The organism is Saccharopolyspora karakumensis (genome assembly GCF_004349225.1).
Lineage (GTDB): Bacteria > Actinomycetota > Actinomycetes > Mycobacteriales > Pseudonocardiaceae > Saccharopolyspora > Saccharopolyspora endophytica.
In genome coordinates, this window is sequence record NZ_SMLA01000003.1 from 116973 (window position 1) to 141056 (window position 24084).

21 protein-coding genes are annotated in these 24084 nt (G+C 71.7%); 11 read left to right on the forward strand and 10 right to left on the reverse strand.

The features are described from left to right. Positions 1–32: 32 nt before the first annotated feature. From E1202_RS03050 to E1202_RS32895, 10 genes are all read right to left on the reverse strand, one after another. A complete protein-coding gene (locus tag E1202_RS03050; RefSeq protein ID WP_132680811.1) occupies positions 33–2372 on the reverse strand; it encodes an ADP-ribosylglycohydrolase family protein in 2340 nt (779 codons plus the stop codon). A gap of 6 nt (positions 2373–2378) precedes the next feature. Then, positions 2379–7007, reverse strand: coding sequence for a type VII secretion system-associated protein (locus tag E1202_RS03055; RefSeq protein ID WP_132680813.1), 4629 nt, complete (start codon positions 7005–7007; stop codon positions 2379–2381). A gap of 265 nt (positions 7008–7272) precedes the next feature. Next, entirely contained in the window at positions 7273–7497 is a 225-nt protein-coding gene (locus E1202_RS03060; protein ID WP_132680814.1) for a hypothetical protein, read from the reverse strand. A gap of 132 nt (positions 7498–7629) precedes the next feature. After that, positions 7630–8385: a sirohydrochlorin chelatase gene (locus E1202_RS03065; RefSeq protein WP_132680816.1), complete on the reverse strand. Its 756-nt coding sequence runs from the start codon at positions 8383–8385 to the stop codon at positions 7630–7632. Continuing rightward, positions 8382–9725 carry a sulfate adenylyltransferase subunit 1 gene (locus E1202_RS03070; RefSeq protein ID WP_235877609.1) on the reverse strand — a complete coding sequence of 448 codons (1344 nt, stop codon included), beginning with the start codon at positions 9723–9725 and terminating at the stop codon, positions 8382–8384. The genes E1202_RS03065 and E1202_RS03070 overlap by 4 nt, the downstream gene beginning before the upstream one ends. Before the next feature lie 139 nt (positions 9726–9864). Further along, a complete protein-coding gene (gene cysD / locus E1202_RS03075) occupies positions 9865–10791 on the reverse strand; it encodes a sulfate adenylyltransferase subunit CysD (protein ID WP_132680818.1) in 927 nt (308 codons plus the stop codon). Between the two features lie 66 nt (positions 10792–10857). Beyond that, a complete protein-coding gene (locus E1202_RS03080; protein ID WP_132680820.1) occupies positions 10858–11586 on the reverse strand; it encodes a phosphoadenylyl-sulfate reductase in 729 nt (242 codons plus the stop codon). Next, positions 11586–11741, reverse strand: a complete 156-nt coding sequence (locus E1202_RS03085) for an Insertion element protein (protein WP_132621128.1) — start codon at positions 11739–11741, stop codon at positions 11586–11588. Before E1202_RS03085 ends, E1202_RS03080 begins: the two co-directional genes overlap by 1 nt. Then, positions 11738–13435 carry a nitrite/sulfite reductase gene (locus E1202_RS03090; protein ID WP_132680822.1) on the reverse strand — a complete coding sequence of 566 codons (1698 nt, stop codon included), beginning with the start codon at positions 13433–13435 and terminating at the stop codon, positions 11738–11740. The genes E1202_RS03085 and E1202_RS03090 overlap by 4 nt, the downstream gene beginning before the upstream one ends. A gap of 119 nt (positions 13436–13554) precedes the next feature. After that, positions 13555–13818, reverse strand: a complete 264-nt coding sequence (locus tag E1202_RS32895; protein WP_408006074.1) for a putative leader peptide — start codon at positions 13816–13818, stop codon at positions 13555–13557. On the opposite strand from E1202_RS32895, the gene hemW reads away from it, so the two are divergent. From hemW to E1202_RS03145, 11 genes are all read left to right on the forward strand, one after another. After that, positions 13714–14937, forward strand: a complete 1224-nt coding sequence (gene hemW, locus E1202_RS03095) for a radical SAM family heme chaperone HemW (RefSeq protein ID WP_132680824.1) — start codon at positions 13714–13716, stop codon at positions 14935–14937. The genes E1202_RS32895 and hemW overlap by 105 nt on opposite strands. Positions 14938–15121: 184 nt before the next feature. After that, positions 15122–16144: a heat-inducible transcriptional repressor HrcA gene (hrcA, locus tag E1202_RS03100; protein WP_132679440.1), complete on the forward strand. Its 1023-nt coding sequence runs from the start codon at positions 15122–15124 to the stop codon at positions 16142–16144. 61 nt (positions 16145–16205) lie between these two features. Further along, positions 16206–17378 (forward strand): molecular chaperone DnaJ, encoded by a 1173-nt coding sequence (dnaJ, locus tag E1202_RS03105; protein WP_132679438.1) that lies wholly within the window; start codon positions 16206–16208, stop codon positions 17376–17378. 8 nt (positions 17379–17386) lie between these two features. After that, positions 17387–18121, forward strand: coding sequence for a 16S rRNA (uracil(1498)-N(3))-methyltransferase (locus tag E1202_RS03110; protein ID WP_132680826.1), 735 nt, complete (start codon positions 17387–17389; stop codon positions 18119–18121). Between the two features lie 286 nt (positions 18122–18407). Further along, positions 18408–18773 carry a histidine triad nucleotide-binding protein gene (locus E1202_RS03115; protein ID WP_132680828.1) on the forward strand — a complete coding sequence of 122 codons (366 nt, stop codon included), beginning with the start codon at positions 18408–18410 and terminating at the stop codon, positions 18771–18773. A 118-nt stretch (positions 18774–18891) separates the two neighbouring features. Beyond that, positions 18892–19953, forward strand: a complete 1062-nt coding sequence (locus E1202_RS03120) for a PhoH family protein (RefSeq protein ID WP_132681006.1) — start codon at positions 18892–18894, stop codon at positions 19951–19953. After that, positions 19950–20510 (forward strand): rRNA maturation RNase YbeY, encoded by a 561-nt coding sequence (gene ybeY, locus E1202_RS03125; RefSeq protein WP_132679432.1) that lies wholly within the window; start codon positions 19950–19952, stop codon positions 20508–20510. The genes E1202_RS03120 and ybeY overlap by 4 nt, the downstream gene beginning before the upstream one ends. 10 nt (positions 20511–20520) lie before the next feature. Beyond that, positions 20521–21843 (forward strand): hemolysin family protein, encoded by a 1323-nt coding sequence (locus E1202_RS03130; protein WP_132680830.1) that lies wholly within the window; start codon positions 20521–20523, stop codon positions 21841–21843. Further along, on the forward strand, positions 21836–22201 hold the full coding sequence (locus E1202_RS03135; RefSeq protein ID WP_132680832.1) for a cytidine deaminase: 366 nt from the start codon (positions 21836–21838) through the stop codon (positions 22199–22201). Before E1202_RS03130 ends, E1202_RS03135 begins: the two co-directional genes overlap by 8 nt. A 127-nt stretch (positions 22202–22328) precedes the next feature. Continuing rightward, positions 22329–23234 (forward strand): GTPase Era, encoded by a 906-nt coding sequence (gene era / locus E1202_RS03140; protein WP_132680833.1) that lies wholly within the window; start codon positions 22329–22331, stop codon positions 23232–23234. A 123-nt stretch (positions 23235–23357) separates the two neighbouring features. Continuing rightward, the gene (locus tag E1202_RS03145; protein ID WP_132680835.1) at positions 23358–24083 is read left to right on the forward strand and encodes an RDD family protein; all 726 of its coding nucleotides are present in this window, start codon (positions 23358–23360) and stop codon (positions 24081–24083) included. The last annotated feature ends 1 nt before the right edge of the window (position 24084 follow it).

Genomic DNA, 24084 nt, shown 5'->3' on the forward strand with positions numbered 1-24084 from the left:
AGACCCACGCCCCAGCCCGGTCTCGGCGGTGATCAGGTGGGCGGGTAGCGGGTGTCCCAGGCGGGCGGGCGAGGACCGAACTCCTGGGCGGCGTCCCGGCTGATCCGGTCGATGACGTCGTGGAGCTCGAGCTCCGCGGTCCAGCGCTGCGGGATCTTCGCGGCTCCGGTGGTGGCCGCGGTGAGGGCGCCGGCGACGGCGGTGGTGGTGGAGCTGTTGCCGGAGTGGTTGGCGGCGATCGGCAGGGCGGTGTCGAAGTCGCCGTCGGCCGCCAGCGCCGCGTAGGTGCCGATGGCGAGGGCTTCGGCGGCCGTGCCCGCCGTGCCGAGCTCGCGTTCGAGCTCCTCCGGCGTCAGGCGGGCACCACCGGCGAGGTCCTTGGCGGCGGTGAGGCGGCGGGTGACCTCCTCGTGGCCGGTGTGCGGGGCCAGTTCCGCCAGTGCTGCGGTGACCGCCTCGGCGAGCGGCTCGCCGTTCAGCAGCTTGGACACCACGAACCCGAGCGCGCCCGCGCTGAGCAGGGCGGTGGGGTGGCCGTGGGTGAGCGCGGCGCTGCGCATGCCCAGCGCGAACACCTCCGACGGGTCGTCGGACCACAGGGCCGCCGGGACCGCGCGCATGATCGCGCCGCTGCCCGCCGAGTCGCTGGCCGGCTTCTCAGGGGTGCCCATCGGCTGCTGGCCCTTGGCGAAGGCGATCAGCGTGCGCATCATGGTCCGCCCCGGGTTGCGGGTCTGGAACAGCGCTCGCTGCCGGACCAGCCAGCCGTCCGGTTCCGGTGCCTCGCGGAGGAAATCGCCCGCCGCGCGCGGCCAGCTGAGGTGCTGGGTGTGCAGCCAGCGCTGGTAGGCATGCTGCAGGTGCCGGATCGGGTCGTCGGTCTCGCCCGCGCGGCGGGCGACGTTGGCCCGCAGCACGCCCTCGACCGAGAACAGCAGCAGCTGGGTGTCGCTGCCGAGCCGACCCGACGGATGCCCGGCGGGCACGTACTCGGTGAGCCCGGCGGCACCGTGACGTGCGCGGATCTCGTCCCAGCTGTCGGAGGCGATCGGCATTCCCAACGCTTCGCCGACCGCGCAGCCCAGCACCGCGCCGAGGAACCGGTCCCGCGAGGCGGCCAGTCGCGGCACCTCGGTCAGCCCGGTCCGGTAGTCCGACGTCGCGGTGGTGGCCGTCGGGGTGGAATCGTCGGCGGGGTAGCGGTTCTCCCACGCGGCGGATTCGTCGGGCTCGGGGCCGAACTCGGTCGCCGCGTCCCGGCCCAGGCGCTCGATCACGTCGAGGATCGGCAACCGCTCCAGCAGTTCCGCGGGGATCGCGGTGGGTCCGCGCAGCGCGCCGAGCAGCTGACCGCACAGCATCGCGGCGCTCGCGGTGTCCCCGTCGTGCTCGGCGGCCGAGGCGATGGCGGCGGCGAAGTCGTCCTCGCAGGCCAGCGCCACCCGCGCGGCGACCGCGAGCGCACCGAGCCCGCTGCGGTTCGCGCCCAGGTGCGCCGGTCCCGGCCGGAAGCCCGCCGGGCTGAGCAGGCCCAGCCGCAGGGCGTCACCCAGCGCGGTGCGACCCGACTGCCAGCCGGAAATGCCCTGGCTCAGCGAGGTTTCCAGGTCATGCCCGCGCAGCAGCCACAGCGTCGTCGTGCCCAGCACGCTGGCCGGGCTGTGCCCGTGCGGATGCCCGTGGGTGAGCGCGGCCAGGTCGCCGCCGAGCGCGAACACCGCGCCCGGGTCGCCAGACCACAGCGCGGCCAGGGCCCCGAACGGGACGGCGGTGGCGGTGTCCGAGCTGTTGATCGGCTGCTGCCGGGTGCCCTGCGGATGCCCGGCGACGACCTTCGCCGCCGAGGTCAGCAGCGTCGGCTCATCGGTCGCCGGATCGTGCAGATCCCGCTCGGTGACCAGGAAACCGCTCGGCCGGGGTGAGCCGCCCCCGCAGTCCCGCCACGGCACACCCCGGGTGTGCAGCCAGCGGCGCAACGCCGCCAGCGCCGCCGAGGTCGGCTCGCCGGAGCCCGTCGAGCGCAGCTGCGTGTGCTCGCGGATCAGCCCTTCCAGCACGAACAGCAGCGCACCGGTGCGCTGACCGACGCGACCGAGCGCGGCGAACTCGCCGACCGCGCCGCCGAGCAGCATGCCCAGCACGCGGGCCGAGGAACCGGGCAGGACACCGGCGCGGTCGGCCAGCCCGGTCTCCGGGGCCGCCGCGTCGGACTCCGCCGCGATCCGCTGCTGCAGCTCAGCGGCCCACAGCGGACGGGTCGCGGGGTGGCTCTCCCAGTGCCGCCAGACCGTCAGCAGGCGGCGTTCCACCGGGTCCCGCCGACATGCGGCCAGCAGCGCGCGTTCGTCCTCGTCCAACCCGCGTTCGTCCACTGCGGCTTACCCGGCGCTGTTGGCGGCGGGCTGGGGCTCGGGTGCCTCGACTTCGGAGACGTCCACCTCGGCCAGCAGCCGATCCAGGACCTCCCGCAGTTCCAGCCCGTCGACCCACTCCTCGGGCAGCTCCTCGACGCCGCGCGCGGTGCCCATCAGGGCGCCGCAGATCGCCGCCGTCGCCGCGCTGTTGCCCGCGTGCGTGGCCGCGAGCGAGACCGCGTCGGGCACCGAGTTCGGGTGCGACAGCGCCGCGGCGACCGCGATGGCCAGGGCTTCCGGTGCGTGCCAGCCCAGGCCCAGCGACTCCAGCACCGTCGGCGACACGGGACCGCTGGTGGCGATCTCCACCGCGGTGCGCAGGCCGCGCGCGGTGTTCTCGGCGCCCTCCATCCGGTCGAGTTCGGCCAGCACCGACTGCACGGCCTCGATCAGCGTCCGGCCGCCGTCCAGCCCGCAGACCAGGCCCGCCAGCGCGGCCGCCGGCAGGTAACCGTCCGGGTGGCCGTGGGTGAGCACGCCGACGCCGACGCCCAGCGTCATCGCCTCGACCGGGTCGGTGGCCTCGAAACCGATCACGGCACCGCGCACGGTGGCGGCGGCGTTGCGGGCGTCGTTCGGCGGGTTGCCCGGCGTCGGGTTCTCACCCCGGTCGCCCCAGCGGGCCACCGCGGTCAGCGTCGCCTCGTCCGGGAACCGCTGCGCGCGAAGGGATGCCACGTCGCTGAGCTTGCCGCCGCCGTCCGGGGTCGGCCGGCCGCCCTGGGTGCGCACCCAGTCGCGCAGCGAGGCCCGCACCAGCGACGGCCGGTCCGGGTTCTCGCCGCTCAGCGCGGCCAGCACGAACGCGGTCTGCTGCGTGTAGGCGGTGGCGGCGCCGAACCGGCCGAACAGCTCGGCGGGCGCGCGCACCCCGTCCGGGTTCTCGCGCAGCGTGGTGAGCAGGTCGCTGAACATCCAGGGCGCGCCGAGGGCGTCGCCCGCCGCGCTGCCGAGCACGCAGCCGGCGAGCCGGTCGCGGCGGCTGGGCCGGACCTGCTCCTCCTCGACGGCTTCGACCTCGTCGGCGACCTCCGCGTCCTCGGCCTCCTCGGCGGCGGACTCGCCGATGAGCTGAGCGGCGCGCTCCTCGCCGAACGCCTCCACCAGGAGTTTGTGCAGGCCCTGGGTGAGGTCGGCGTTGCCGTTGCCGTCGTCGTTGTCGCGGAACTTGCGCCACGCCAGCAGCAACCGCAGTTCCTCGTCGGACAACCCGTCGTCGGAGTCGTCCTTGTCCGCGGGAGCCTCCTCGGCCGCGGGGGTCGCTTCCTCCGGCGCGGAAGGTTCGGGATCGTCGGGCTCGGGCGTGGTGGCTTCGGGCTCGGTCGCCTCCGGTTCGGGCTCCTCCTCGGCCGCGGCCACCTCCTCGACCGCTTCCTCGGGCTCCGCCTCGACCGGGTGCTCCTCGGGCACCGGGTAGCGCGCCGCCCACAGCTGACCGGACGGCGGCTCGGGGCCGAACTCCAGGTCCGCGTCGGCGGCCAGGAACTCCAGGGTCTCGCGCAGTTCCAGCTTGTCCTGCCAGTGCTGCGGGATCGCGGAGGCGGTGTGCGCCGCGCCCATGATGCCGCCGCAGATCGCCGCGGTGGAGTCGCTGGCGCCGGAGTGGTTGGCGGCCAGCACCAACGCCTCCGGGAACGACTCCGGGTGGGTCAGCGCCGCGCACACCGCGATCGCCAGCACCTGAGCGCCGGAGTGCGCGGTGCCGAAGGACTCCTCGATCTGCTCCGGCGTCGGCGTGCCGGTCGCGGCCAGCTCGACGGCCTTGCGCAGCGCGGTGATCGTCTCCTCGTGACCGTCCCATTCGGACAGTTCGAGCAGCGTGCGGTCCACGGCCTGCGGCAGCGAGCGGTCGGCCAGCAGCTGGTGCACCAGCACGGCGAGCGAACCGGCGGGCAGGTAGGCGCTGGCGTGGCCGTGGGTGAGCACAGCGGTGCGGGCTCCGGTGCGGAACGCCTCGGACGGGTCGTCCGACCACAGGGCCGCCGGAGCAGCGCGCATCACGGCGCCCCAGTCGGCCGCGTCGTTCGGCGGCTCGTCCAGCGAACCCGGCTCGTTGCCGCCCGCGAAGCCGCGCAGCGCCTGCATCGTGGTCATGCCCCGGACGCGGCGGTCGAACAGCTCGCGCTGGCCGACCAGCCAGCCGTCCGGTTCCTCCGCGCTGCCCCCGGCCTCGGCCCACTCGACGCCCTGGGTGTGCAGCCAGCGCTGGTAGGCCTGCTGCACGTGGGTCGCCGGGTCGGCGGAGCCGTGCCGGCGGCGCGCGGTCGAGGCGCGGATGAGTCCTTCGGCGGTGAACGCGGTCAGCTGGGTCTCGTCGCTGATCGACCCGGCCGGGTGGTGTCCGTCGACGTAGTCGATGAGCCCGGAGTCGCCGTACTTCGCGCGGATCTCCGCCAGCGAGTCGGCCTCGATGGGGAAGCCGAGCGCGTCACCGGCGGCGGCGCCCAGCACCATGCCGAGGATCCGCTGCGTGCGCAGGTCTTCCGGGGACGACGGCGGTGGCGGTGCGGCCGATTCCGGTGGGGAGACGACGGATTCGACCTGCGGGGCGGCCGCCTCCGGTTCGGGCTGCACCTCGGGGGTCGTGTCCTCCGCCTCGTCGGTTTCCGCAGGCGCTTCCTCGGTCTCCGCCGGCGCGGTCTCCGCCGGGGTTTCCGCGCGGGGCAGCGACGAGGCGAAGTCCAGGTCGGAGACGTCGCCGGAGGCCGGGTAGCGCTTGGCCCACGCGTCCCCGGCGGGCGGGGTGCCACGGAACTCCAGGAGTCCGTCCTTGGCCAGCGATTCCACGACCTCGCGCTGCCGCAGGTCGCGCAGCCACACCCCGGGCAGCGCGGCGCCGCCGTTGCGGGCGCCGACGATGTTGCCGCAGATCGCGGCCGTCGAGTCGCTGTCGCCGGAGTGGTTGATCGCGAGCATCAGCGCGTCGGCGATGGTGTCGGTGCACAGCGCCGCGCACACCGCGATGGCCAGCGCCTCGTGACCGGCCCAGCCGCTGCCGAGGGCGTCCTTGAGCTGCTCGGGAGTGGGTTTGCCCTTCTCGGCGAGCTCTTCGGCGGCCTGCAGCGCGCGGTCGGTGTCCTCGTGATCGCGGTAGGCGGCCAGCAGCTCGCGGGCCTGCTTCAGCGCCGAGGACAGCGATTCCTCGCGCAGCAGCCGGTGCACCAGCACCGCCAGCACGCCGGCGGGCAGGTAGGCGTTGGGCTGCGAGTGGGTCAGGGCGGCGGTGGCGGCGGCGAGCTCGAAGACCGAGCGCGGGTCGTCCGACCACAGCGCGACCGGGGCCGCGCGGACCACGCCACCGCAGTCGTCGGAGTCGTTGATCGGCCGCTCGAACGTGCCGGGCGCGCCCACCGAGGCGAACTCGCGGAGCGCGCTGATGGAACCGCTGTTCGGCGAGCGCACGGCGAACAGGTCGGACTGCTCGATCAGCCAGCCGTTGGCCTTGGGGTGCTTGGCCGCGAACGGCCCGGCCGATCGCATCCACGCGTAGCCCTGGGTGTGCAGCCAGCGCTGGTAGGCCAGCTGGACGACGGGAAGCGGACCGGCGGAGTCGCCGCTGCGGGCCAGGCTGTGCGCGCGGATCAGCCCTTCCAGGGTGAACAGCGTCAGCTGGGTGTCGTCGGTGAACTCGCCCGGGTGCTCGCCGCTGCGGTCGTACTCGGTGACGCCGTCCTCGCCGAAGCGGCTGCGGATCTGGTCGATCGGGTAGAACTCCACCGGCGCGCCCAGCGCGTCGCCGATCGCCCCGGCCAGCATCGAGCCCAGGAACCGGCGGCCGAACTCGGTCTCGGCCGGGTCCGCCGGAGCCGCGGGTTGCTGGGGAACGATCGGAGTCGCGGGACCGACCGGCACCGCGGGAGCCGCGTTGGACACCGGCATCCCGGCGGGTGGCGAGACGGGTGCGCCCGCGGGCGGGGACATCGGCGTCCCGGCGGGTGGCGAGACCGGGCCGGCCGCGGGAACCGGAGGCATCGGCGTGCCCACCGGTGGCGACATCGGAACGCCCACCGGCTTCGGCGGGACCGACGCGGCGATCTTGACCAGGTCCTCACCGGGCATCCGGGCCTTGACCGGACTGGTGGGGTTGATCTGCAGGTCGATGCCGGAGAGCTGGTTGGTCGCCAGCTGCCGTCCGGTCATGCGCTGCCAGGTCGTCCAGTTCGGCGGCAGGAAGCCGTCGGAGGTGAACACCTGCAGCTGGCGGCGGCCCGACTCGTGCTCCATCGTGAACAGCCCGCTGCCCTGCGGCTGGGCGAACAGGATCAGCTCGGAGTCGAGCATCGCGGCGAGCAGGGAGTGGCCCTGCGCGTACCCGGTGGTGGTCAGCTGCAGCGCGCGCTCGACGTCGTTGGTCGGCGCGGGCAGCCGCAGCGCCACGGGCGAGGGCCGGTAGTTCGGGTTGGGGGAGAAGTCGTCGGTGATCTCACCTTGTTCGTCGACGCGGTAACCGCCGATGAAACCCCACGGCGGCACTTCGGCGTTGGGGTCGGTGAAGATCGGGTCGACCACGTACAGCCAGGTGTTGGGCTGCTTCTTGGCCTGTTCCCGCATAGCCGGCGTGATGACCGGTCGACTCGGCTGCTGCGTGTTCATCTCGACCTGTTGTCCCTGACTCCCTGTCCAGCCTTGCATTGATCGCCCCCACAGCGACGGTCACTCGATCGCGTGGGCCTGACGGGTCAACGATGCACGGTGAGCTGCCGGTTCCCCGTTCAAGCGCCGTAACGCACTCTCTCATGGCCTCATGGGATGAATCGTAGTCTTTGAGAGAACAACTCTGAGTGAAACTCAGCGGTGCGGTCCGGTGGATCACACGTAGGTCGGGACGGCAATGGTTCACCCGGACGGAGCCGGGCGTTCAGTCGGACAGCGCCGCGGCCATCAAGCAGCCCAGGCACGGCATCCCCGCTGGGCCGTCCAGCGCTTCGGCCTGGCCGTGGGCGATGCTGAAACCGCAGTAGGCGCGCAGGGTCTCGGGCAGCGGGCCACCGTTCGGGAGCGGGAAGAAGTGGCAGGACTTGTCCTGCTCGCTGCGCGCGAACTCAGGGCGCACCCGCGCGATCAGGTGCGGGATCGACGTCATCGCGAAGCGACCCCCTGCGCGCGCAACCCTGGCGTGAACGGCACAGATCACATCATGCAGATGAGGGCGCGAGGGCGAAGCCACTTGGCGAATTCTCGCCAAACCGTTGCGCGCGAGACGCGTCGCCCACTCTCACGCCAGGACGGGCAGCGGCGCGTCGACGGTGGCGAGATCGTAGCGGTGCAGGACGAGATCGGCCACGCCCGGATCATCGGCCATCGGACCCGCGATCAGCGGAGCGTCCGAGTGGGCCTCGGCCAGTTCCACGATGCGGTCCGGGAGCAGTCCCGGGGCCAGGAACCAGGACCCGACCGCGAACCGCCGCGCACCCCGAGCGCGCAGCAGCGCGATGGCCGCCGGGACGTCCGGGGCCGCCGCGGCAGCGAAGGTCGCGACCGTCCCGGCCCAGGAGGTGCGGGACTGCCAGCGGGCCGCGACGTCGGCGACCAGGCGGTTGGCCGGTGCGTGCGACGAACCCGCGCCCGCCAGCAGAACGCCGAGCTCCGGATCGTCGGGATCGGCGCCGGCCGCCAGCAGCCGGCGCCACGCGGCGGCGTCCAGGCGCGGGTCCGGCCCCAGCACGTCGCCGATGCGCACCCGGAGGTCCGGATGCCGCTGCTGCGCGTCGGCGACGGCGGCGGGCACGTCGACGCGGGCGTGGAAGGCGTGGCCGAGCAGCAGCGGCACCACCACGGCCTCCCGGTGCCCGTCGGCGCGCACGGCGTCCAGGACGTCGCCCAGCAGCGGCTGGGACAGGTCCAGGAACGCCACGCGCACGTCCAGCTCCGGCCGCAGCGCGCGCACCACGCCCAGCAGCCGGTGGATCGTCGCGGCTGAGCGCGGATCCCGGCTGCCGTGCGCGACGGCGACCAGCGGCGCGGTGGTCATCGCGACGCTTCGGCGAACGGGGCCAGCGGCACACCGATCAGGCCTGCGGCCAGGGTGGTGCCGTCGGCCGGGTCGATGACCAGGAAGGAGCCGTTGCGGCGGCTGTCGGCGTAGTCGTCGACCGGCAGCGGCTCGGCGGTGCGCAGCTGCACCCGGCCGATCTCGTTGAGCTGCAACGAGTCCGGGCCGGCGACGTTGGTCAGCTGCTGCTCGTCGAAGCGCGCCGACAGCTCGGTGACCATCGCCTGCACGGTGCGGGCGCCGTGCTTGACGAGCACCTTCGCGCCCGGGTTCAGCGTCTTCTCCGCCAGCCAGCACACGGTGGCGTCGAGCTCGTCGGTCAGCCGGGGAGCGGTGTCCGCCGCGGCGATCAGGTCGCCGCGCGAGATGTCGACGTCGTCCTCCAGCAGCAGCGTCACCGAGTGACCCGCCGCGGCCTCCGCGCGCTCGCCGTCGGCGGTGTCCACCTTGGACACCTTGGTGCGCACTCCGGCGGGCAGCACGACGACGTCGTCCCCGGCCCGCACCACACCCGCGCCGACCTGGCCCGCGTAGCCGCGGTAGTCCGGGTGCTCGGCGGTGCGCGGCCGGATCACGTACTGCACCGGCATCCGGAACGGCACGTCGTGCGGGTCCGGCGCGACCGGCACGCTCTCCAGGTGCTCCAGCAGCGGCGGGCCGGAGTACCAGGGCGTGTTCTCCGAGCGCTCCACCACGTTGTCGCCGAGCAGCGCCGACACCGGAATGGTCACCACGGCGTCGTCGGCGTAGCCGAGAGCCCTGGCGTGGGTGGCGAACTCCTCGGCGATGCGGGTGAAGGTCGCCTCGTCGAAGTCCACCATGTCGATCTTGTTCACGGCCAGCACCAGCTGCGGAACGCCCAGCAGCGCCAGCACCGCCGCGTGCCGCCGGGTCTGCTCGACGACGCCGTTGCGGGCGTCGACCAGCAGCACCGCCAGCTGGGCGGTCGAGGCACCGGTCACGGTGTTGCGGGTGTACTGCACGTGACCGGGCGTGTCGGCCAGCACGAAGGTGCGCTTCGGCGTGGCGAAGTAGCGGTAGGCCACGTCGATGGTGATGCCCTGCTCGCGCTCCGCGCGCAGGCCGTCGACCAGCAGCGACAGGTCAGGGGTGGCCAGGCCGCGGTCCGCGCTGGCCCGGTGCACCGCGTCGAGCTGGTCGGCCAGCACCGACTTGGTGTCGTGCAGCAGCCGACCCACCAGCGTGGACTTGCCGTCGTCGACGGAGCCCGCGGTGGCCAGCCGCAGCAGATCGGTGTTCACCGGCAGCGTCACCTCGGTGCCGCTGTCCGGCGCGGTGCGAGTCGTGGTCTCGGTCATCTGGAAACCCACTCCTGGTGGTCAAGGCTTTGCCGTCGGGAAAAGGTGTCAAAGGGTTCGGGCGTAGGGGCGTCAGCCGCTTTCTTTCGCGACCTGAGCAACTTGCGCCGCTGAGCAAGTCAACTGCGACCCCCTCTTGTCAGAAGTAGCCCTCGCGCTTGCGGTCTTCCATGGCGGCTTCGCTGATCCGGTCGTCGGCTCGGGTGGCGCCTCGCTCCGTGAGCCTGCTGGCCGCGACCTCGGCGATGACGTCGTCCACCGTGTAGGCCTCGGACTCGACCGCGCCGGTGCAGGAACCGTCGCCGACCGTGCGGTAGCGCACCGTCTTGGACTCCGGGTTCTCCCCGTCGCGCGGACCGCCCCACGGGCCGGAGGTCAGCCACATGCCGTCGCGCAGGTAGACCTCGCGGCGGTGCGCGTAGTAGATCTCCGGCAGCTCGATCTTCTCCCGCTGGATGTAGCGCCAGATGTCCAGCTCGGTCCAGTTCGACAGCGGGAACACGCGCACGTGCTCACCCGGGCGGTGCCGCCCGTTGTAGAGGTTCCACAGCTCCGGGCGCTGCCGGCGAGGGTCCCACTGCCCGAAGGCGTTGCGCAGGCTGAAGATGCGCTCCTTGGCTCGGGCGCGCTCCTCGTCGCGGCGACCGCCGCCGAAGACGGCGTCGAACTTGTTGTCGCCGATGGCGTCGAGCAGCGGCTGGGTCTGCAGCGGGTTGCGCGTGCCGTCGGCGCGCTCGGACAGCCGACCGTCGTCGATGTAGTCCTGCACCTTGGCCACCACCAGGCGCAGCTGGTGCTTCTCGACGATGTCGTCGCGGAAGTCCAGCACCTCCGGGAAGTTGTGGCCGGTGTCGACGTGCAGCAGCGAGAACGGCACCGGAGCCGGCCAGAACGCCTTGATCGCCAGGTGCACCAGCACCGTGGAGTCCTTGCCACCGGAGAACAGGATCACCGGCCGGTCGAACTCACCGGCCACCTCGCGGAAGATGTGGATCGCCTCGGACTCCAGCGCGGCCAGGTTGTCCACCTGCGGCGGCGCGGACACCTCGGTGTCTGCTGTGGTCATTTCCCCTCCGTCGTCCCCCGGGACACCCGCACCCGGATCGAAGTCGTGCTCGTGTGCGCTGAGAACTCAGCCGTGCAATCCGCATTCGGTCTTGGAGCTGCCCGCCCAGCGCCCGCTGCGCGGGTCCGCGCCCGGTTGCGGCTTGGCGGTGCAGGGCTGGCATCCGATGGACGGATATCCCGCGGGAACCAGCGGGTTGACCAGCACTCCGTTGTCGTCGATGTAGCGCTGCATCTCCTCGTCGGACCACGCCGCCAGCGGGTTGATCTTCACCAACCCGTTGCGGTCGTCCCAGGTCAGGATCGGGGTGTTGGCGCGGGTCGGCGCCTCCACCCGGCGCACGCCGGTCACCCACGCCTCGTAGCGGGACAGCGTGTTGCGCAGCGGGACGACCTTGCGCAGGAAGCAGCAGCGCTGCGCGTCGCGCTCGTACAGGCGCGGGCCCTCGGCCTGGTCCTGCTCGGCGACGGTCTGCTCGGGGAGCGCGTTGACCATCTTCACGTCGTAGACCTGCTCGACCGCGTCGCGCGTGCCGATGGTCTCGGCGAAGTGGTAGCCGGTCTCCAGGAACAGGATCTCCACGCCGGGCATGGCCTTGGCGGCCAGGTCGACCAGCACCGCGTCCTGCATGTTGGAGGCCACGATCAGCTTGCCGTCGCCGAAGTTCTCCGCGGCCCAGCGCAGCGCCTCCTCGGTGGTGGCGTCGGCCAGCTCCGGCGCGGCCTGGTCGACCAGCGCCTTGAGCTCCTCGTCGCTGCGTCGCGATCCGATCTGCGTGGTGGTTTCGGCGGTCATCAGTCTCCGTTCCCTCCCAGAGCCAACCCGACCAGCCGCACGGTGAAGACCCGTCGGCAGGCATGGCACTTCCAGGCCCCGGCGGGTTCTTCCTCCGGGGTGAGGTCCTCGTCGCCGCAGTACGGGCAGCACTGCGGCACCGCGCGCTCGCTCACTTGAGGTCGTCTTCCTCGGCGCGGGCCACCCACTGCGCGAACCGCTCGCCCTCTGCGCGCTGGTCGAGGTAGTTGCGCACGAGCCGTTCCACGTAGGGGCCGACCTCGGAGGAGATGACCTTGTGGCCGCGGATCTTCCGGCCGAACCCGGTGTCGATGGCCAGGCCACCGCCCAGGTGCACCTGGAAGCCCTCGACCTGGTTGCCGTCGGCGTCCGGGACCATCTGGCCCTTCAGCCCGATGTCGGCGACCTGGGTGCGGGCGCAGGCGTTGGGGCAGCCGTTGAGGTTGATCGTCACCGGGTCGGTGACGCCGGCCTGCACGTCGGCGAGCCGCTTCTCCAGCTCGGAGACCAGGTCGATCGCCCGCTGCTTGGTCTCGACGATCGCGAGCTTGCAGAACTCGATGCCGGTGCAGGCCATCACTCCGCGCCGCCACGGCGACGGGTCGGCGTGCAGGCCCAGCTCGGCGAGATCCGCGGTCAGACCGTCCACGTCGGACTCGGCCACGTCGAGCACCAGCAGGTTCTGCTCGACGGTGGTGCGCACCCGCTTGGAGCCGACGCGCTCGGCGGCCTTGGCGACCTCCATCAGCGTCGAACCGCTGACCCGTCCCGCGGCGCTCTTGACGCCCACGTAGTGGTTGCCGTCGACCTGCTGGTGCACGCCGAGGTGGTCGCGGTGACCCGAGGGCGTCTCGGGAGCCGGTCCGTCGATCAGCTTGCGGCCCAGGTACTCGTCCTCCAGGACCTGCCGGAACTTCTCCGCGCCCCAATCGGCGAGCAGGTACTTGAGGCGGGCCCGGTTGCGCAGGCGGCGGTAGCCGTAGTCGCGGAAGATCTGCACGACCCCGTGCCAGACCTCGGCGGCGTCCTCCTGCGAAACCCAGGCGCCCAGCCGCACGGCCAGCTTCGGGTTGGTCGACAGGCCGCCGCCGACCCACAGGTCGTAGCCCGGGCCGTGCTCCGGGTGGACCACGCCGACCAGCGAGATGTCGTTGATCTCCGGGACCGTGTCCCAGCGCGGCGAACCCGAGATCGCGGTCTTGAACTTGCGCGGCAGGTTCGACAGCGACCGGTCGCCGATGTAGCGCTCGGTGATCTCGGCGATCGCCGGGGTGGCGTCGATGATCTCGTCGGCGGCGATGCCCGCCACCGGCGAACCGAGGATCACTCGCGGGCAGTCGCCGCAGGCCTCGGTGGTGGAGAGCCCGACGCCCTCCAGCTTCTCCCAGATCGTCGGCACGTCCTCGACGCGCACCCAGTGCAGCTGGACGTTCTGCCGGTCGGTGATGTCGGCGGTGTCGCGGGCGTAGGTCTGCGACACCTCGCCGATGACCCGCAGCTGCTCGGTGGTCAGCGCACCGCCGTCGACGCGCACCCGCATCATGAAGTAGCGGTCGTCGAGGTCTTCGGGCTCGATCGTGCCGGTGCGCGCACCGGGGATGCCGGGCGCGCGCTGGGTGTACAGGCCCCACCAGCGGAAGCGGCCTCGCAGGTCACCCGGGTCGATGGCGTCGAAACCCCGGTGGGCGTAGATGTTCTCGATGCGCTCGCGCACGTTGAGCGGGTTGTCGTCCTTCTTGGAGCGCTCGTTGGCGTTGAGCGGTTCGCGGTAACCGAGCGCCCACTGGCCCTCGCCGCGGGTCTTGCGCTTGCGGGCAGGACGAGCAGGCGATTCCGTGGGGGGAGCCATGTCCGCGACCTCCGGGACTTCCAGGCGCGAAGCCTCCGCGTGGAAGTACCGTCGGCGTGACGGCTCTCACTCCTCGGAGGCCCGGCGCCGACTGAACAAGACAAAAAGACGGCGGGGGATCAGACCTTGCCGAGGCAGAGCGCGCTGGCCACCCGCCGCAGGTCAACGTACCTGCGGGCGACCAGGAGAAGCTTTGGCAGAGTCGCACCCACGTCGCGCAGCGTGCCACGCGTGAACCGGCGGAACCAACCCCATCCGCATGGTGAGACAGTGGAAGCGTGCCTGCTCAACCCCCTACCGGCGAACCGGCCCCGGCCGACGGGAGCCTCCCCGAATCGGCCCTGACCGGGCTGGGTTCGCGACCCTTCGGCGTCTACGTCCACGTGCCGTTCTGCGCCACCCGCTGCGGGTACTGCGACTTCAACACCTACACCGCCGATGAGCTGGGATCTTCGGCGAGCTTCGGCAGTTGGCTGGACGGTCTGCGCGCCGAGCTGGAACTGGGCGCGAAGGTCCTCTCCGCGGGCCCCGCACCGGCCGCTGAGACCGTCTTCGTGGGAGGCGGCACGCCCTCGCTGCTGGGTGCCGAACGGCTCGGCGCGGTCCTCGATGCGATTCGGGACACATTCGGCCTGGCAGCCGGGGCCGAGGTGACCACCGAGTCCAACCCGGAGTCGACCTCCCCGGAGTTCTTCGAACGGATTCGAAAGTCCGGTTTCACGCGCGTGTCCCTCGGCATGCAATCGGCCGCCGAGCACGTGCTGCGCGTGCTGGAGCGCACCCACACGCCGGGGCGTGCCGTGGCCGCCGCCCGCGAGGCCCGCGCCGCCGGTTTCGAGCACGTCAACCTGGACCTGATCTACGGCACGCCGGGGGAGCGCGAGCAGGACCTGCGCGACTCGCTGGACGCGGTGCTGGAAGCGGGCGTGGACCACGTCTCGGCGTACTCGCTGATCGTCGAGGACGGCACCGCCATGGCCCGCAAGGTCCGCCGCGGCGAACTGCCGATGCCCGACGAGGACGTCCTCGCCGACCGCTACGAGCTCCTCGACGCCAAGCTGGCCGAGGCCGGTCTGCACTGGTACGAGGTCTCCAACTGGGCGAGCGACGCCGACGCCGAGTGCCGCCACAACCTCGGCTACTGGCAGGGCGGCGACTGGTGGGGCGCGGGCCCGGGTGCGCACAGCCACGTCGGCGGCGTCCGCTGGTGGAACGTCAAGCACCCCGCCCGCTACGCGGCCGCCCTCGCCGAGGGCGGCTCCCCGGCGCAGGCCCGCGAACTGCTCACCGCCGAGGACCAGCGCATCGAGCGGGTCATGCTCGAGCTCCGCGTGCGCAGCGGTCTGTCGGTGCGGACCCTCGACGACGCGGGCCGCCGAGCCGCCGACCAGGCCGCCGCCGACGGCCTGCTGGAGCCCGACGCCCTCGCCGACGGCCGCTGCGTCCTCACCGACCGCGGCCGCCTGCTGGCCGACGCGGTCGTCCAGGACCTCCTCGCCTGACCGGCCGTCATCAGCAGCCGCGCCGCCGCGTGCCCGTCGGGGGTGAGCTGCGGCTCTCGGTTCTGGGGGACGAACACCGTAAACTCGATGGGGGCGCCCAGGGCCCCGAGCTCGGGGTGCGCGGATTGGTGCGGGCCCGTGTCACCGCGAAATCCGCTGGGCAGGCTGTTGAGGAGGTGCGCGGGTGAACGCGGATGAACGCCGCTTCGAGGTCCTGCGGGCGATCGTGGCCGACTTCGTGTCGTCCAAGGAGCCGGTCGGGTCGAAGGCGTTGGTCGACCGCCACAACCTCGGTGTGTCCAGCGCCACCGTGCGCAACGACATGGCCGCGCTGGAGGAGGACGGCTTCATCGTCCAGCCGCACACCAGCGCAGGACGAGTGCCCACGGACAAGGGCTACCGGTTGTTCGTCGACCGGTTGCACGAGGTCAAGCCGCTGACCGGTCCCGAACGCCGTGCCATCCGCAACTTCCTGGACGGCGCTCTGGACCTCGACGACGTGATGCGCCGCAGCGTGCGGCTCCTCGCGCAGCTCACCCAGCAGGTCGCCGTCGTCCAGTACCCGACGCTGACCCGGTCCACGGTCCGGCACGTCGAGGTGGTCACGATCACCCCGGCGAGGCTGATGCTGGTGCTGATCACCAACACCGGCCGCGTCGACCAGCGCATGGTCGACCTCGGCGACGTCATCACCGACGACGACGTGGCCAGGCTGCGGACCGTGCTCAACTCGGCGATGGCCGAGAAGCGGCTCGCCGACGCCTCCGCCGCCGTGGCCGAACTGCCCGACCAGGCGCCGCCGGAACTGCGCGACGTGCTCATCCGGGTCTGCGGCGTGCTCATCGAGTCGCTCGTGGAGCACCCGGAGGAGCGGATGGTGCTCGGCGGCACGCCCAACCTCACCCGCAACGTCGCCGACTTCCCGAACTCGCTGCGCCAGGTCCTCGAAGCTCTGGAGGAGCAGGTGGTGGTGCTCAAGCTGCTCGCCGCCGCCCGCGATTCGAGTACCGTCCGGGTCAGCATCGGGGCGGAGAACGAGGCGTTGGAGATGCAGACGACCTCGGTGATCTCCACCGGATACGGTTCGGATGGCATGGTCTTGGGCGGTCTGGGCGTAGTCGGCCCGACCCGCATGGACTACCCCGGAACGATGGCGGCGGTCCGTGCCGTGGCCGCGTACGTGGGTGAGATCCTGGACGGCCGGTGAGGTTCGCACCGGCATGACCGGCATTCACTCGACTTAATCGAGCAGAGGAAGTACGGAGAAGGTGGCCAGGGACTACTACGCGACCCTCGGGGTTTCCCAGGACGCGACACCCGAGCAGATCAAGCGCGCATACCGCAAACTCGCCCGGGAACTGCACCCCGACGTCAATCCGGACGAGGCGGCCCAGGAGCGGTTCGCGGAGGTGACCACCGCCTACGAGGTGCTCTCCGATCCGAAGAAGCGCCAGGTCGTGGACCTCGGCGGGGACCCGCTGGGCAACGGCGGTGGTGCCGGTGGCGGCATGGGTGGCGATCCGTTCGCCGGCTTCGGCGGCCTCGGCGACATCATGGACGCCTTCTTCGGCGGCGGAGGCGGCGGCGGTGGCCGAGGCCCGCGCAGCCGCGTGCAGCCCGGTTCCGACGCCCTGCTGCGCCTGGAGCTGACGCTGGAGGAGTGCGCCAGCGGCGTCAACCGCGACATCACCGTGGACACCGCGGTGCTCTGCGACGTCTGCGACGGCGGCGGTTCGAAGGCCGGCAGCGCGCCCTCGACCTGCGACACCTGCGGTGGTCGCGGCGAGGTGCAATCGGTGCAGCGGTCCTTCCTGGGCCAGGTCATGACCTCCCGCCCGTGCCCGGTCTGCCGCGGCTTCGGCGAGGTCATCACCGACCCCTGCCAGCAGTGCTCCGGTGACGGCCGGGTCCGCGCGCGGCGCACCATCACCGTCAAGATCCCGGCGGGAGTCGGCGACGGCATGCGCGTCCGGCTCGCCGGCGAGGGCGAGGTCGGCCCCGGCGGTGGCCCGGCGGGCGACCTGTTCGTCGAGGTCGAGGAGCAGCCGCACGACCGGTTCACCCGCGACGGCGCCGACCTGCACTGCAACGTCGAACTGCCGATGACCGCCGCGGCGCTGGGCACGGTGCTGCTCCTGGAGACGCTGGACGGTTCGCACGAGGAGATCGCGGTCGAGGCGGGCACGCAGCCCGGCACCGAGCACGTGATCACCGGACGCGGACTGCCCAAGCTGCGCTCCAACGGCAAGGTCAGCGGCCACGGCGACCTGCACATCCACCTGGACGTCGTGGTTCCGACGAACCTCGACGACACCCAGTCGGAGATGCTGCGCGACCTGGCCAAGCTGCGCGGCGAGGAGCAGCCCGAGCCGACGGTCACCGCCAACGGCAACGGCAGGCAGGGACTGTTCTCGCGGTTCCGCTCCTTCGGGCACCGCTGAGGTAGCCCGTGTCGCTGCCGGTCTTCTCGGTGGAGCGGTTGCCCGCGGTCGGATCCACCACGCTGGACGGTCCCGAGGGCAAGCACGCCGCCACCGTGCGCCGCCTGCGCGTCGGCGAAGAGCTGCTGCTCTCCGACGCGCAGGGCGGCATGGCGCGCTGCGTCGTGGAGGCGGCCGAACGCGATTCGCTGCGGTTGGCGGTGTCGGAGATCTGGCACGAGCCGCAGCCGGAGCTGCGCGTCCGGGTGGTCCAGGCGCTGGTCAAGGGCGATCGCGGCGAGCTCGCCGTCGAACTGGCCACCGAGGCCGGGGTCGACGCGGTCGTGCCGTGGCGCGCGTCCCGCTGCGTCGCCAAGTGGGACGACGGACCGCGCGGCGCCAAGGCCCTGGCCCGCTGGCGCAGCACCGCCGCGGCGGCGGCCAAGCAGGCCCGCCGGGCCTGGACGCCCGAGGTCACCGAGCCGGTGAGCACCAAGCAGCTCGCCGCGCTCATCGCCGACGCCGATGCCGCGCTGGTCCTGCACGAGTCGGCGACCGGCCCGCTGACCTCCGCCGACCTGCCGGCTTCGGGTGAGGTCCTGCTGGTGGTGGGCCCGGAGGGCGGCATCGCCGACGACGAGCTCACCACCTTGAGCGACGCCGGAGCGCAGGTCACCCGCCTGGGGCGCACGGTTCTGCGCGCCTCGACCGCCGCAGCCGTGGCGCTGGGCGCGCTGGGAGCTGTGACCACCCGCTGGTCCTGATACCTCGGGTGACCAAGATCGAGAACTTACCCGTTTGCGTAGCGCGATCGGCTGACGCGGGGATACGCTCGGTGGCTGCGAGAGTGCGACGGGCAACGTCGTCACCGATGTCGCACGGACATCGGGTTCTCCGCACTCGCCGGACACCTCCCCCCTTGGTCCGGCGAGAGCTGCGCCGCAAGTGGAGCACTCCCCCCAGCCCCGGTTGCGGCGCAGCACCTCAAAGACGGCGCACGCGTCACTTCCGCCCGCGGCTCGAACATCGACTTCGGCTAGCCTTCGGGGCATGAGCGAGGAGAAGGAGCTGTTCCTGCGCATCATCGCGCGGGAGATCCCGGCCGACATCGTGCGGGAGAACGAGCGGGTCATCGCGATCCGCGACATCAACCCGCAGGCCCCGACGCACGTGCTGGTCATCCCCAAGGAGCGGTACCGCAACGCCGCCGAACTGGCCGCCGCGGACCCGGCGCTGCTGAGCGAGCTGATCACCACCGCGCACGAGATCGCCGAGGCGGAGGGAATCTCCGAGCCCGGTTACCGGTTGTTGTTCAACACCAACGCCGACGCGGGCCAGACCATCTTCCACGTGCACCTGCACCTGCTCGGCGGCGAATGGCTCGGTGGCATGACCGGCGGTCCGCTCAAGGGCTGACCGGCGAGTTCCGGGGGAGCAGGTCGGCAACTCGGTTGCTCCCTTGGACTACCATCGGTGCCAGGGAGAACTGACCGAACGACCCGCGCGCAACGCGCAGAAGGTAGGCCCGAACTACGTGGCCGGTATCGCAGCGGGTGGCGCCGCCGCCCAGCCCGGAGAGCAGCCGGAGACCGCAACGGCTCAGTCCAAGGTGAACATCCCCGACGACGTCGTGCTGACGCTGGTGGGCAGCCGGGACGAGAACCTGCGGGTCGTCGAGGACCTGCTCACCGCCGACGTCCATGTCCGGGGCAACGAGGTGACTCTCTCCGGGGAGCCTGCGGAGGTCGCGTTCGCGGAACGGGTGTTCGCCGAGCTCATCGCCCTCATCGGCAAGGGCAGCCAGCTCAATCCCGACATCGTCCGCCGCAGCGTCGGGATGCTCTCGGCCGACCACAACGAGTCGCCCGCCGACGTGCTCAGCCTGGACATCGTGTCCCGGCGCGGTCGGACCATCCGCCCCAAGACGCTCAACCAGAAGCGCTACGTCGACGCCATCGACAACCACACCGTGGTGTTCGGCATCGGCCCCGCCGGTACCGGCAAGACGTACCTGGCGATGGCCAAGGCCGTGCAGGCGTTGCAGGCCAAGCGGGTCAACCGGATCATCCTGACGCGTCCGGCCGTCGAGGCCGGTGAGCGGCTGGGCTTCCTGCCCGGCAGCCTCTACGAGAAGATCGACCCCTACCTGCGGCCGCTCTACGACGCGCTGCACGACATGGTCGATCCGGAATCCGTGCCGCGCCTGACCCAGGCCGGGACGATCGAGATCGCCCCGCTGGCCTTCATGCGCGGGCGCACGCTCAACGATTCCTTCATCATCCTGGACGAGGCGCAGAACACCACGCCCGAGCAGATGAAGATGTTCCTGACCCGCTTGGGCTTCGGCTCCAAGATCGTGGTCACCGGCGACGTCACCCAGATCGACCTGCCCGGGGGCCAGCGCAGCGGCCTGAAGATGGTGCAGAACATCCTGGACGACGTCGACGACGTGCACTTCTCCCAGCTGGACAGCCACGACGTGGTGCGGCACCGGCTGGTCACCGACATCGTCAACGCCTACGACCGCTGGCACGCGATCAACGACGCCGACCAGCACGACGAACGGCGCAACGGCCAGCGACGAGGACGAGCATGACCATCGAGATCGCCAACGAATCCGGCGTCGCGGTGCCCGAGGAGACGATCGTCTCCGTGGCCCGCTTCGCGCTCGACAAGATGAGCGTCAGCCAGCTCGCCGAGCTGTCCATCGTGCTGGTGGACCTCGACGTGATGGCCGACCTGCACGAGCGGTGGATGGACCTGCCCGGTCCCACCGACGTGATGTCCTTCCCGATGGACGAGTACGACTCGGCCCGCCGCCCCGACTCGGCCGGTTCCGGCCCGGCGCTGCTCGGCGACATCGTGCTGTGCCCCGCCTTCGCCAAGGACCAGGCGAAGAAGGCCGGTCACAGCACGCTCGACGAGCTGCACCTGCTGACCGTGCACGGCGTCCTGCACCTGCTCGGCTACGACCACGCCGAGCCGGAGGAGGAGCGCGAGATGTTCGGGCTGCAGAACCGCATCCTGGCCGAGTACCGCGAAGCCCGTGACGAGGCCGAGCGGGCGCAGGCCCAGCGCAGCGCGGACGACAAGGTCCTGGGCGCGGTCGGTCTGGACGACGAGCCGGGCGCGGGCCCGGCTCCGGCGAACTAGGGGAGTGGAGTTGGCCGGTTCCACCGCGTTCTTGGTGCTCGCGGTGCTGCTGGTGCTCGCGGCCGGGGTGTTCGCCGCCTCCGAGGCGGCCATCACCGTGGCCTCCCACGCGCGCGCCGAAGACCTGGCCCGGCAGGGCCGCGCCGGCGCCAAGCAGCTCGTCCTGCTGCTCGGCGACCGGCCCAGGCACGTCAACCTGCTGCTCCTGCTCCGACTCACCTGCGAGATGGGCGCGACCGTGCTGGTCACGGTGGTGGCGCTGCGCATCGCGGAGTCGGAGGCCTGGGCGCTGGTCATCGCTGTGCTGATCATGCTGGTCGCCTCGTACGTGCTGGTCGGCGTCGGACCGCGCACGCTCGGCAGGCAGCACCCGTACGGCATCGGCCTGAAGATCGCGGTGCCGGTCCGCGTCCTGGCCCGGCTGCTCAACCCGCTGACCCGGCTGCTGATCCTGATCGGCAACATGATCACGCCGGGCAAGGGCTTCCGCGAGGGACCGTTCTCGACGGAGGTGGAGCTGCGCGAGCTGGTCGACCTGGCCGGGGAGCGCGGCGTGGTGGCCGCAGGCGAGCGGGAGATGATCCACTCGGTCTTCGAGCTCGGCGACACCCTCGCGCGCGAGGTGATGGTGCCGCGCACCGAGATCATCTGGATCGAGCAGACCAAGTCCGCCCGGCAGGCGCTGGCGCTGTGCCTGCGCTCGGGCTTCTCCCGGATCCCGGTGATCGGTGACAGCGTCGACGACATCGTCGGTCTGGTCACGCTCAAGGACCTCACCCGCATCGTGCTGGAGACCACCGACGCCGCAGGACCCGCGGTGGGGGAGCTGATGCGGCCCGCGACCTTCGTGCCCGACACCAAGCGGCTCGACGAGCTGCTGCGCGAGATGCAGATCTCGCGCGGTCACCTCGCCATCGCGGTCGACGAGTACGGCGGCACCGCCGGGCTGCTGACCATCGAGGACATCGTGGAGGAGATCGTCGGCGAGATCACCGACGAGTCCGACCGCGAGGAGCACCGCCCGGTCGAGCACCTGGAGGACGGCACGGTCCGGGTGAGCTCCCGGCTTCCGGTCGAAGACCTGGGCGAGCTGTTCGACGTCGAGCTCGACGACTCCGACGTGGAGACCGTGGGCGGTCTGCTGGCGCAACGGCTGGGCCGGGTGCCGCTGCCGGGTGCCGAGACCGAGATCGCCGGCCTCCGGCTGCGCGCCGAGGGCGGCAAGGACCACCGGGGCCGGATCCGCATCAACGCGCTGCTGGTCCACCGGGTGAACACCGATCAAGCACCGCTGCGCGGTGCCGACCAGGAGGGAAGCAACAGCCGTGGCTGAGCACGTCGAGAAGGCGGCACCGCAGGAGCTCGACCCGGAGGACGCCAAGATCGTCACGCTCGCGCGTTCCTCCCGCGCCCGCAACGGCGCGGCCGAAGGCGCGGCGGTCCGCGACACCGACGGCCGCACCTACGCGGCCACCACCGTGGACCTGTCGTCCCTGAAGCTCACGGCCCTGCAGGCCGCCGTGGCCGCAGCCGTCTCCAGCGGCGCCGAGGGCCTGGAGGCCGCCGCGGTCGTCACCGACGCGGACGCCCTCGACCACGCCTCGGTCGCCGCCGCCCACGACCTCACCAAGAACACCCCGATCCTCCGGGCCAACGCCAAGGGCGAAGCCCAAGCCCTCATCGCGGACTGACCCGATGTGAAGTGGAAATCGGGACCCCGATCTCAGCGGAGCTCCGGGTCCCGAGTGCGGGAGGCTGGGAGCGGGACGTGCGGTGGGTGGTGAGCAGGTGGGGACGGGGGACCGTCACAATGGGGCGGTGACCTCCGAAGATGCCCACCGTTCCGGATTCGCCTGCTTCGTCGGCCGGCCCAACGCCGGCAAGTCGACGCTGACGAATCGCCTGGTCGGAACGAAGGTGGCGATCACCTCCAGCAAGCCCCAGACGACCCGGCACGCGATCCGCGGCATCGTGCACCGCCCCGACGCCCAGCTGATCATCGTCGACACCCCCGGCCTGCACCGCCCGCGCACCCTGCTCGGCCGCAGGCTCAACGACCTGGTCTACGAGACCTGGTCCGAGGTGGACGTCGTCGGTTTCTGCGTGCCCGCCGACGAGAAGGTCGGTCCCGGCGACCGCTTCATCGCCGAGCAGCTCAAGAAGGTCTCCCGCCGCACCCCCGTCGTCGGCGTCGTCACCAAGACCGACCTGGTGCCCAAGCAGCAGGTCGCCGAGCAGCTGCTGGCGCTGCAGGAGGTGATGGACTTCGCCGAGCTCATCCCGGTCTCGGCCAAGGACTCCTTCCAGGTCGACGAGCTCTCCGACGTGCTGGTCTCGCAGCTGCCGGAAGGCCCGCAGCTCTACCCGGACGGCGAGCTGACCGACGAGCCCGAGACGACGCTGATCGCCGAGCTGATCCGCGAAGCCGCGCTGGAAGGCGTGCGCGACGAGCTGCCGCACTCGCTGGCGGTCACCGTCGAGGAGATGAACCCGCGCGAGGGCCGCGACGACCTGATCGACGTGCACGCGCTGATCTACGTCGAGCGCTCCAGCCAGAAGGCCATCGTCATCGGCCGCGGCGGAGAGCGGTTGCGCACGGTCGGCTCCCAGGCGCGCAGGCAGATCCAGGCGCTGCTGGGCAGCAAGATCTACCTCGATCTGCACGTCAAGATCGCCAAGGACTGGCAGCGCGACCCCAAGCAGCTCCGCAAACTGGGGTTCTGATCACTTTTTCCAGCCGGCTTCTTCGGAACCGCCCACGACGCACGCGCGTCTGAGCTACGTTTCCGGTCGGCCTCGCAGCGGGCCGGAGAATCCCCGAAAAACCTGGAAAAAAGGACTTCTGTCGTGAACTACCCCTACGGCGGCCCGCCGTCCGGTCCGCAGCAGCCCTACGGCGGCCCGCCCTCGGGCCCGCAGCCGCAGCAGCCCTTCGGCCCGCCGTCGGGTCCCCAGCCCCAGCAGCCGTACCCGCCGCAGCAGGGCTACGCGCAGCAGTACCCGCCGCAGCCCTACGGCGCGCCGGGCGCGCACCCGGCCGGTCAGCTCGCCGAGTGGGGAACCCGAGTGCTGGGCTACCTGATCGACGGCGCGATCCCCGGAGCCGCCTACGTGATCCTCTACATCGTGATGATGAGCGTCATCGCGGGCACCGCGAGCACCGGCAGCGAGAGCGGGATGGAGACGGTGGGCATCATCGTGCTCATCGTGGGCTTGCTGGCCTACCTCGCGCTCGCGGCGTTCACCATCTGGAACCTCTGCTACCGGCGCGGTACCACTGGTCAGACGCTCGGGCAGAAGGTCGCCAAGATCAAGACGGTCGGCGAGGCCACCGGTCAGCCGATCGGCTTCGGCAACGCCTTCCTGCGCCAGATCTGCCACATCGTGGACTCCGCGATCTGCGGTCTTCCCATCGGCTGGCTCGCGCCGCTGTGGGACGAGAAGAAGCAGACCTGGGCGGACAAGATCGTCAAGACCGTCGTGGTCGTGGTCCCGGACGTGCAGCAGGTCCCGCAGGCGCCCGGCTACGGCCAGCCCCCGCAGCCGGGCTACGGCCAGCCGCAGCAGTGGTGAC

Bases quoted from the DNA above. Each gene is read 5' to 3' on its own strand.
- E1202_RS03060 (WP_132680814.1), bottom strand. From the start codon at position 7,497: ATGACGTCGATCCCGCACCTGATCGCGCGGGTGCGCCCTGAGTTCGCG.
- E1202_RS03080 (WP_132680820.1), bottom strand. From the start codon at position 11,586: ATGACCGCCGAAACCACCACGCAGATCGGATCGCGACGCAGCGACGAG.
- ybeY (WP_132679432.1), top strand. From the start codon at position 19,950: ATGACCATCGAGATCGCCAACGAATCCGGCGTCGCGGTGCCCGAGGAG.
- E1202_RS03065 (WP_132680816.1), bottom strand. From the start codon at position 8,385: ATGACCACCGCGCCGCTGGTCGCCGTCGCGCACGGCAGCCGGGATCCG.
- E1202_RS03090 (WP_132680822.1), bottom strand. From the start codon at position 13,435: ATGGCTCCCCCCACGGAATCGCCTGCTCGTCCTGCCCGCAAGCGCAAG.
- E1202_RS03070 (WP_235877609.1), bottom strand. From the start codon at position 9,725: ATGACCGAGACCACGACTCGCACCGCGCCGGACAGCGGCACCGAGGTG.
- E1202_RS03055 (WP_132680813.1), bottom strand. From the start codon at position 7,007: ATGAACACGCAGCAGCCGAGTCGACCGGTCATCACGCCGGCTATGCGG.
- E1202_RS03115 (WP_132680828.1), top strand. From the start codon at position 18,408: ATGAGCGAGGAGAAGGAGCTGTTCCTGCGCATCATCGCGCGGGAGATC.
- cysD (WP_132680818.1), bottom strand. From the start codon at position 10,791: ATGACCACAGCAGACACCGAGGTGTCCGCGCCGCCGCAGGTGGACAAC.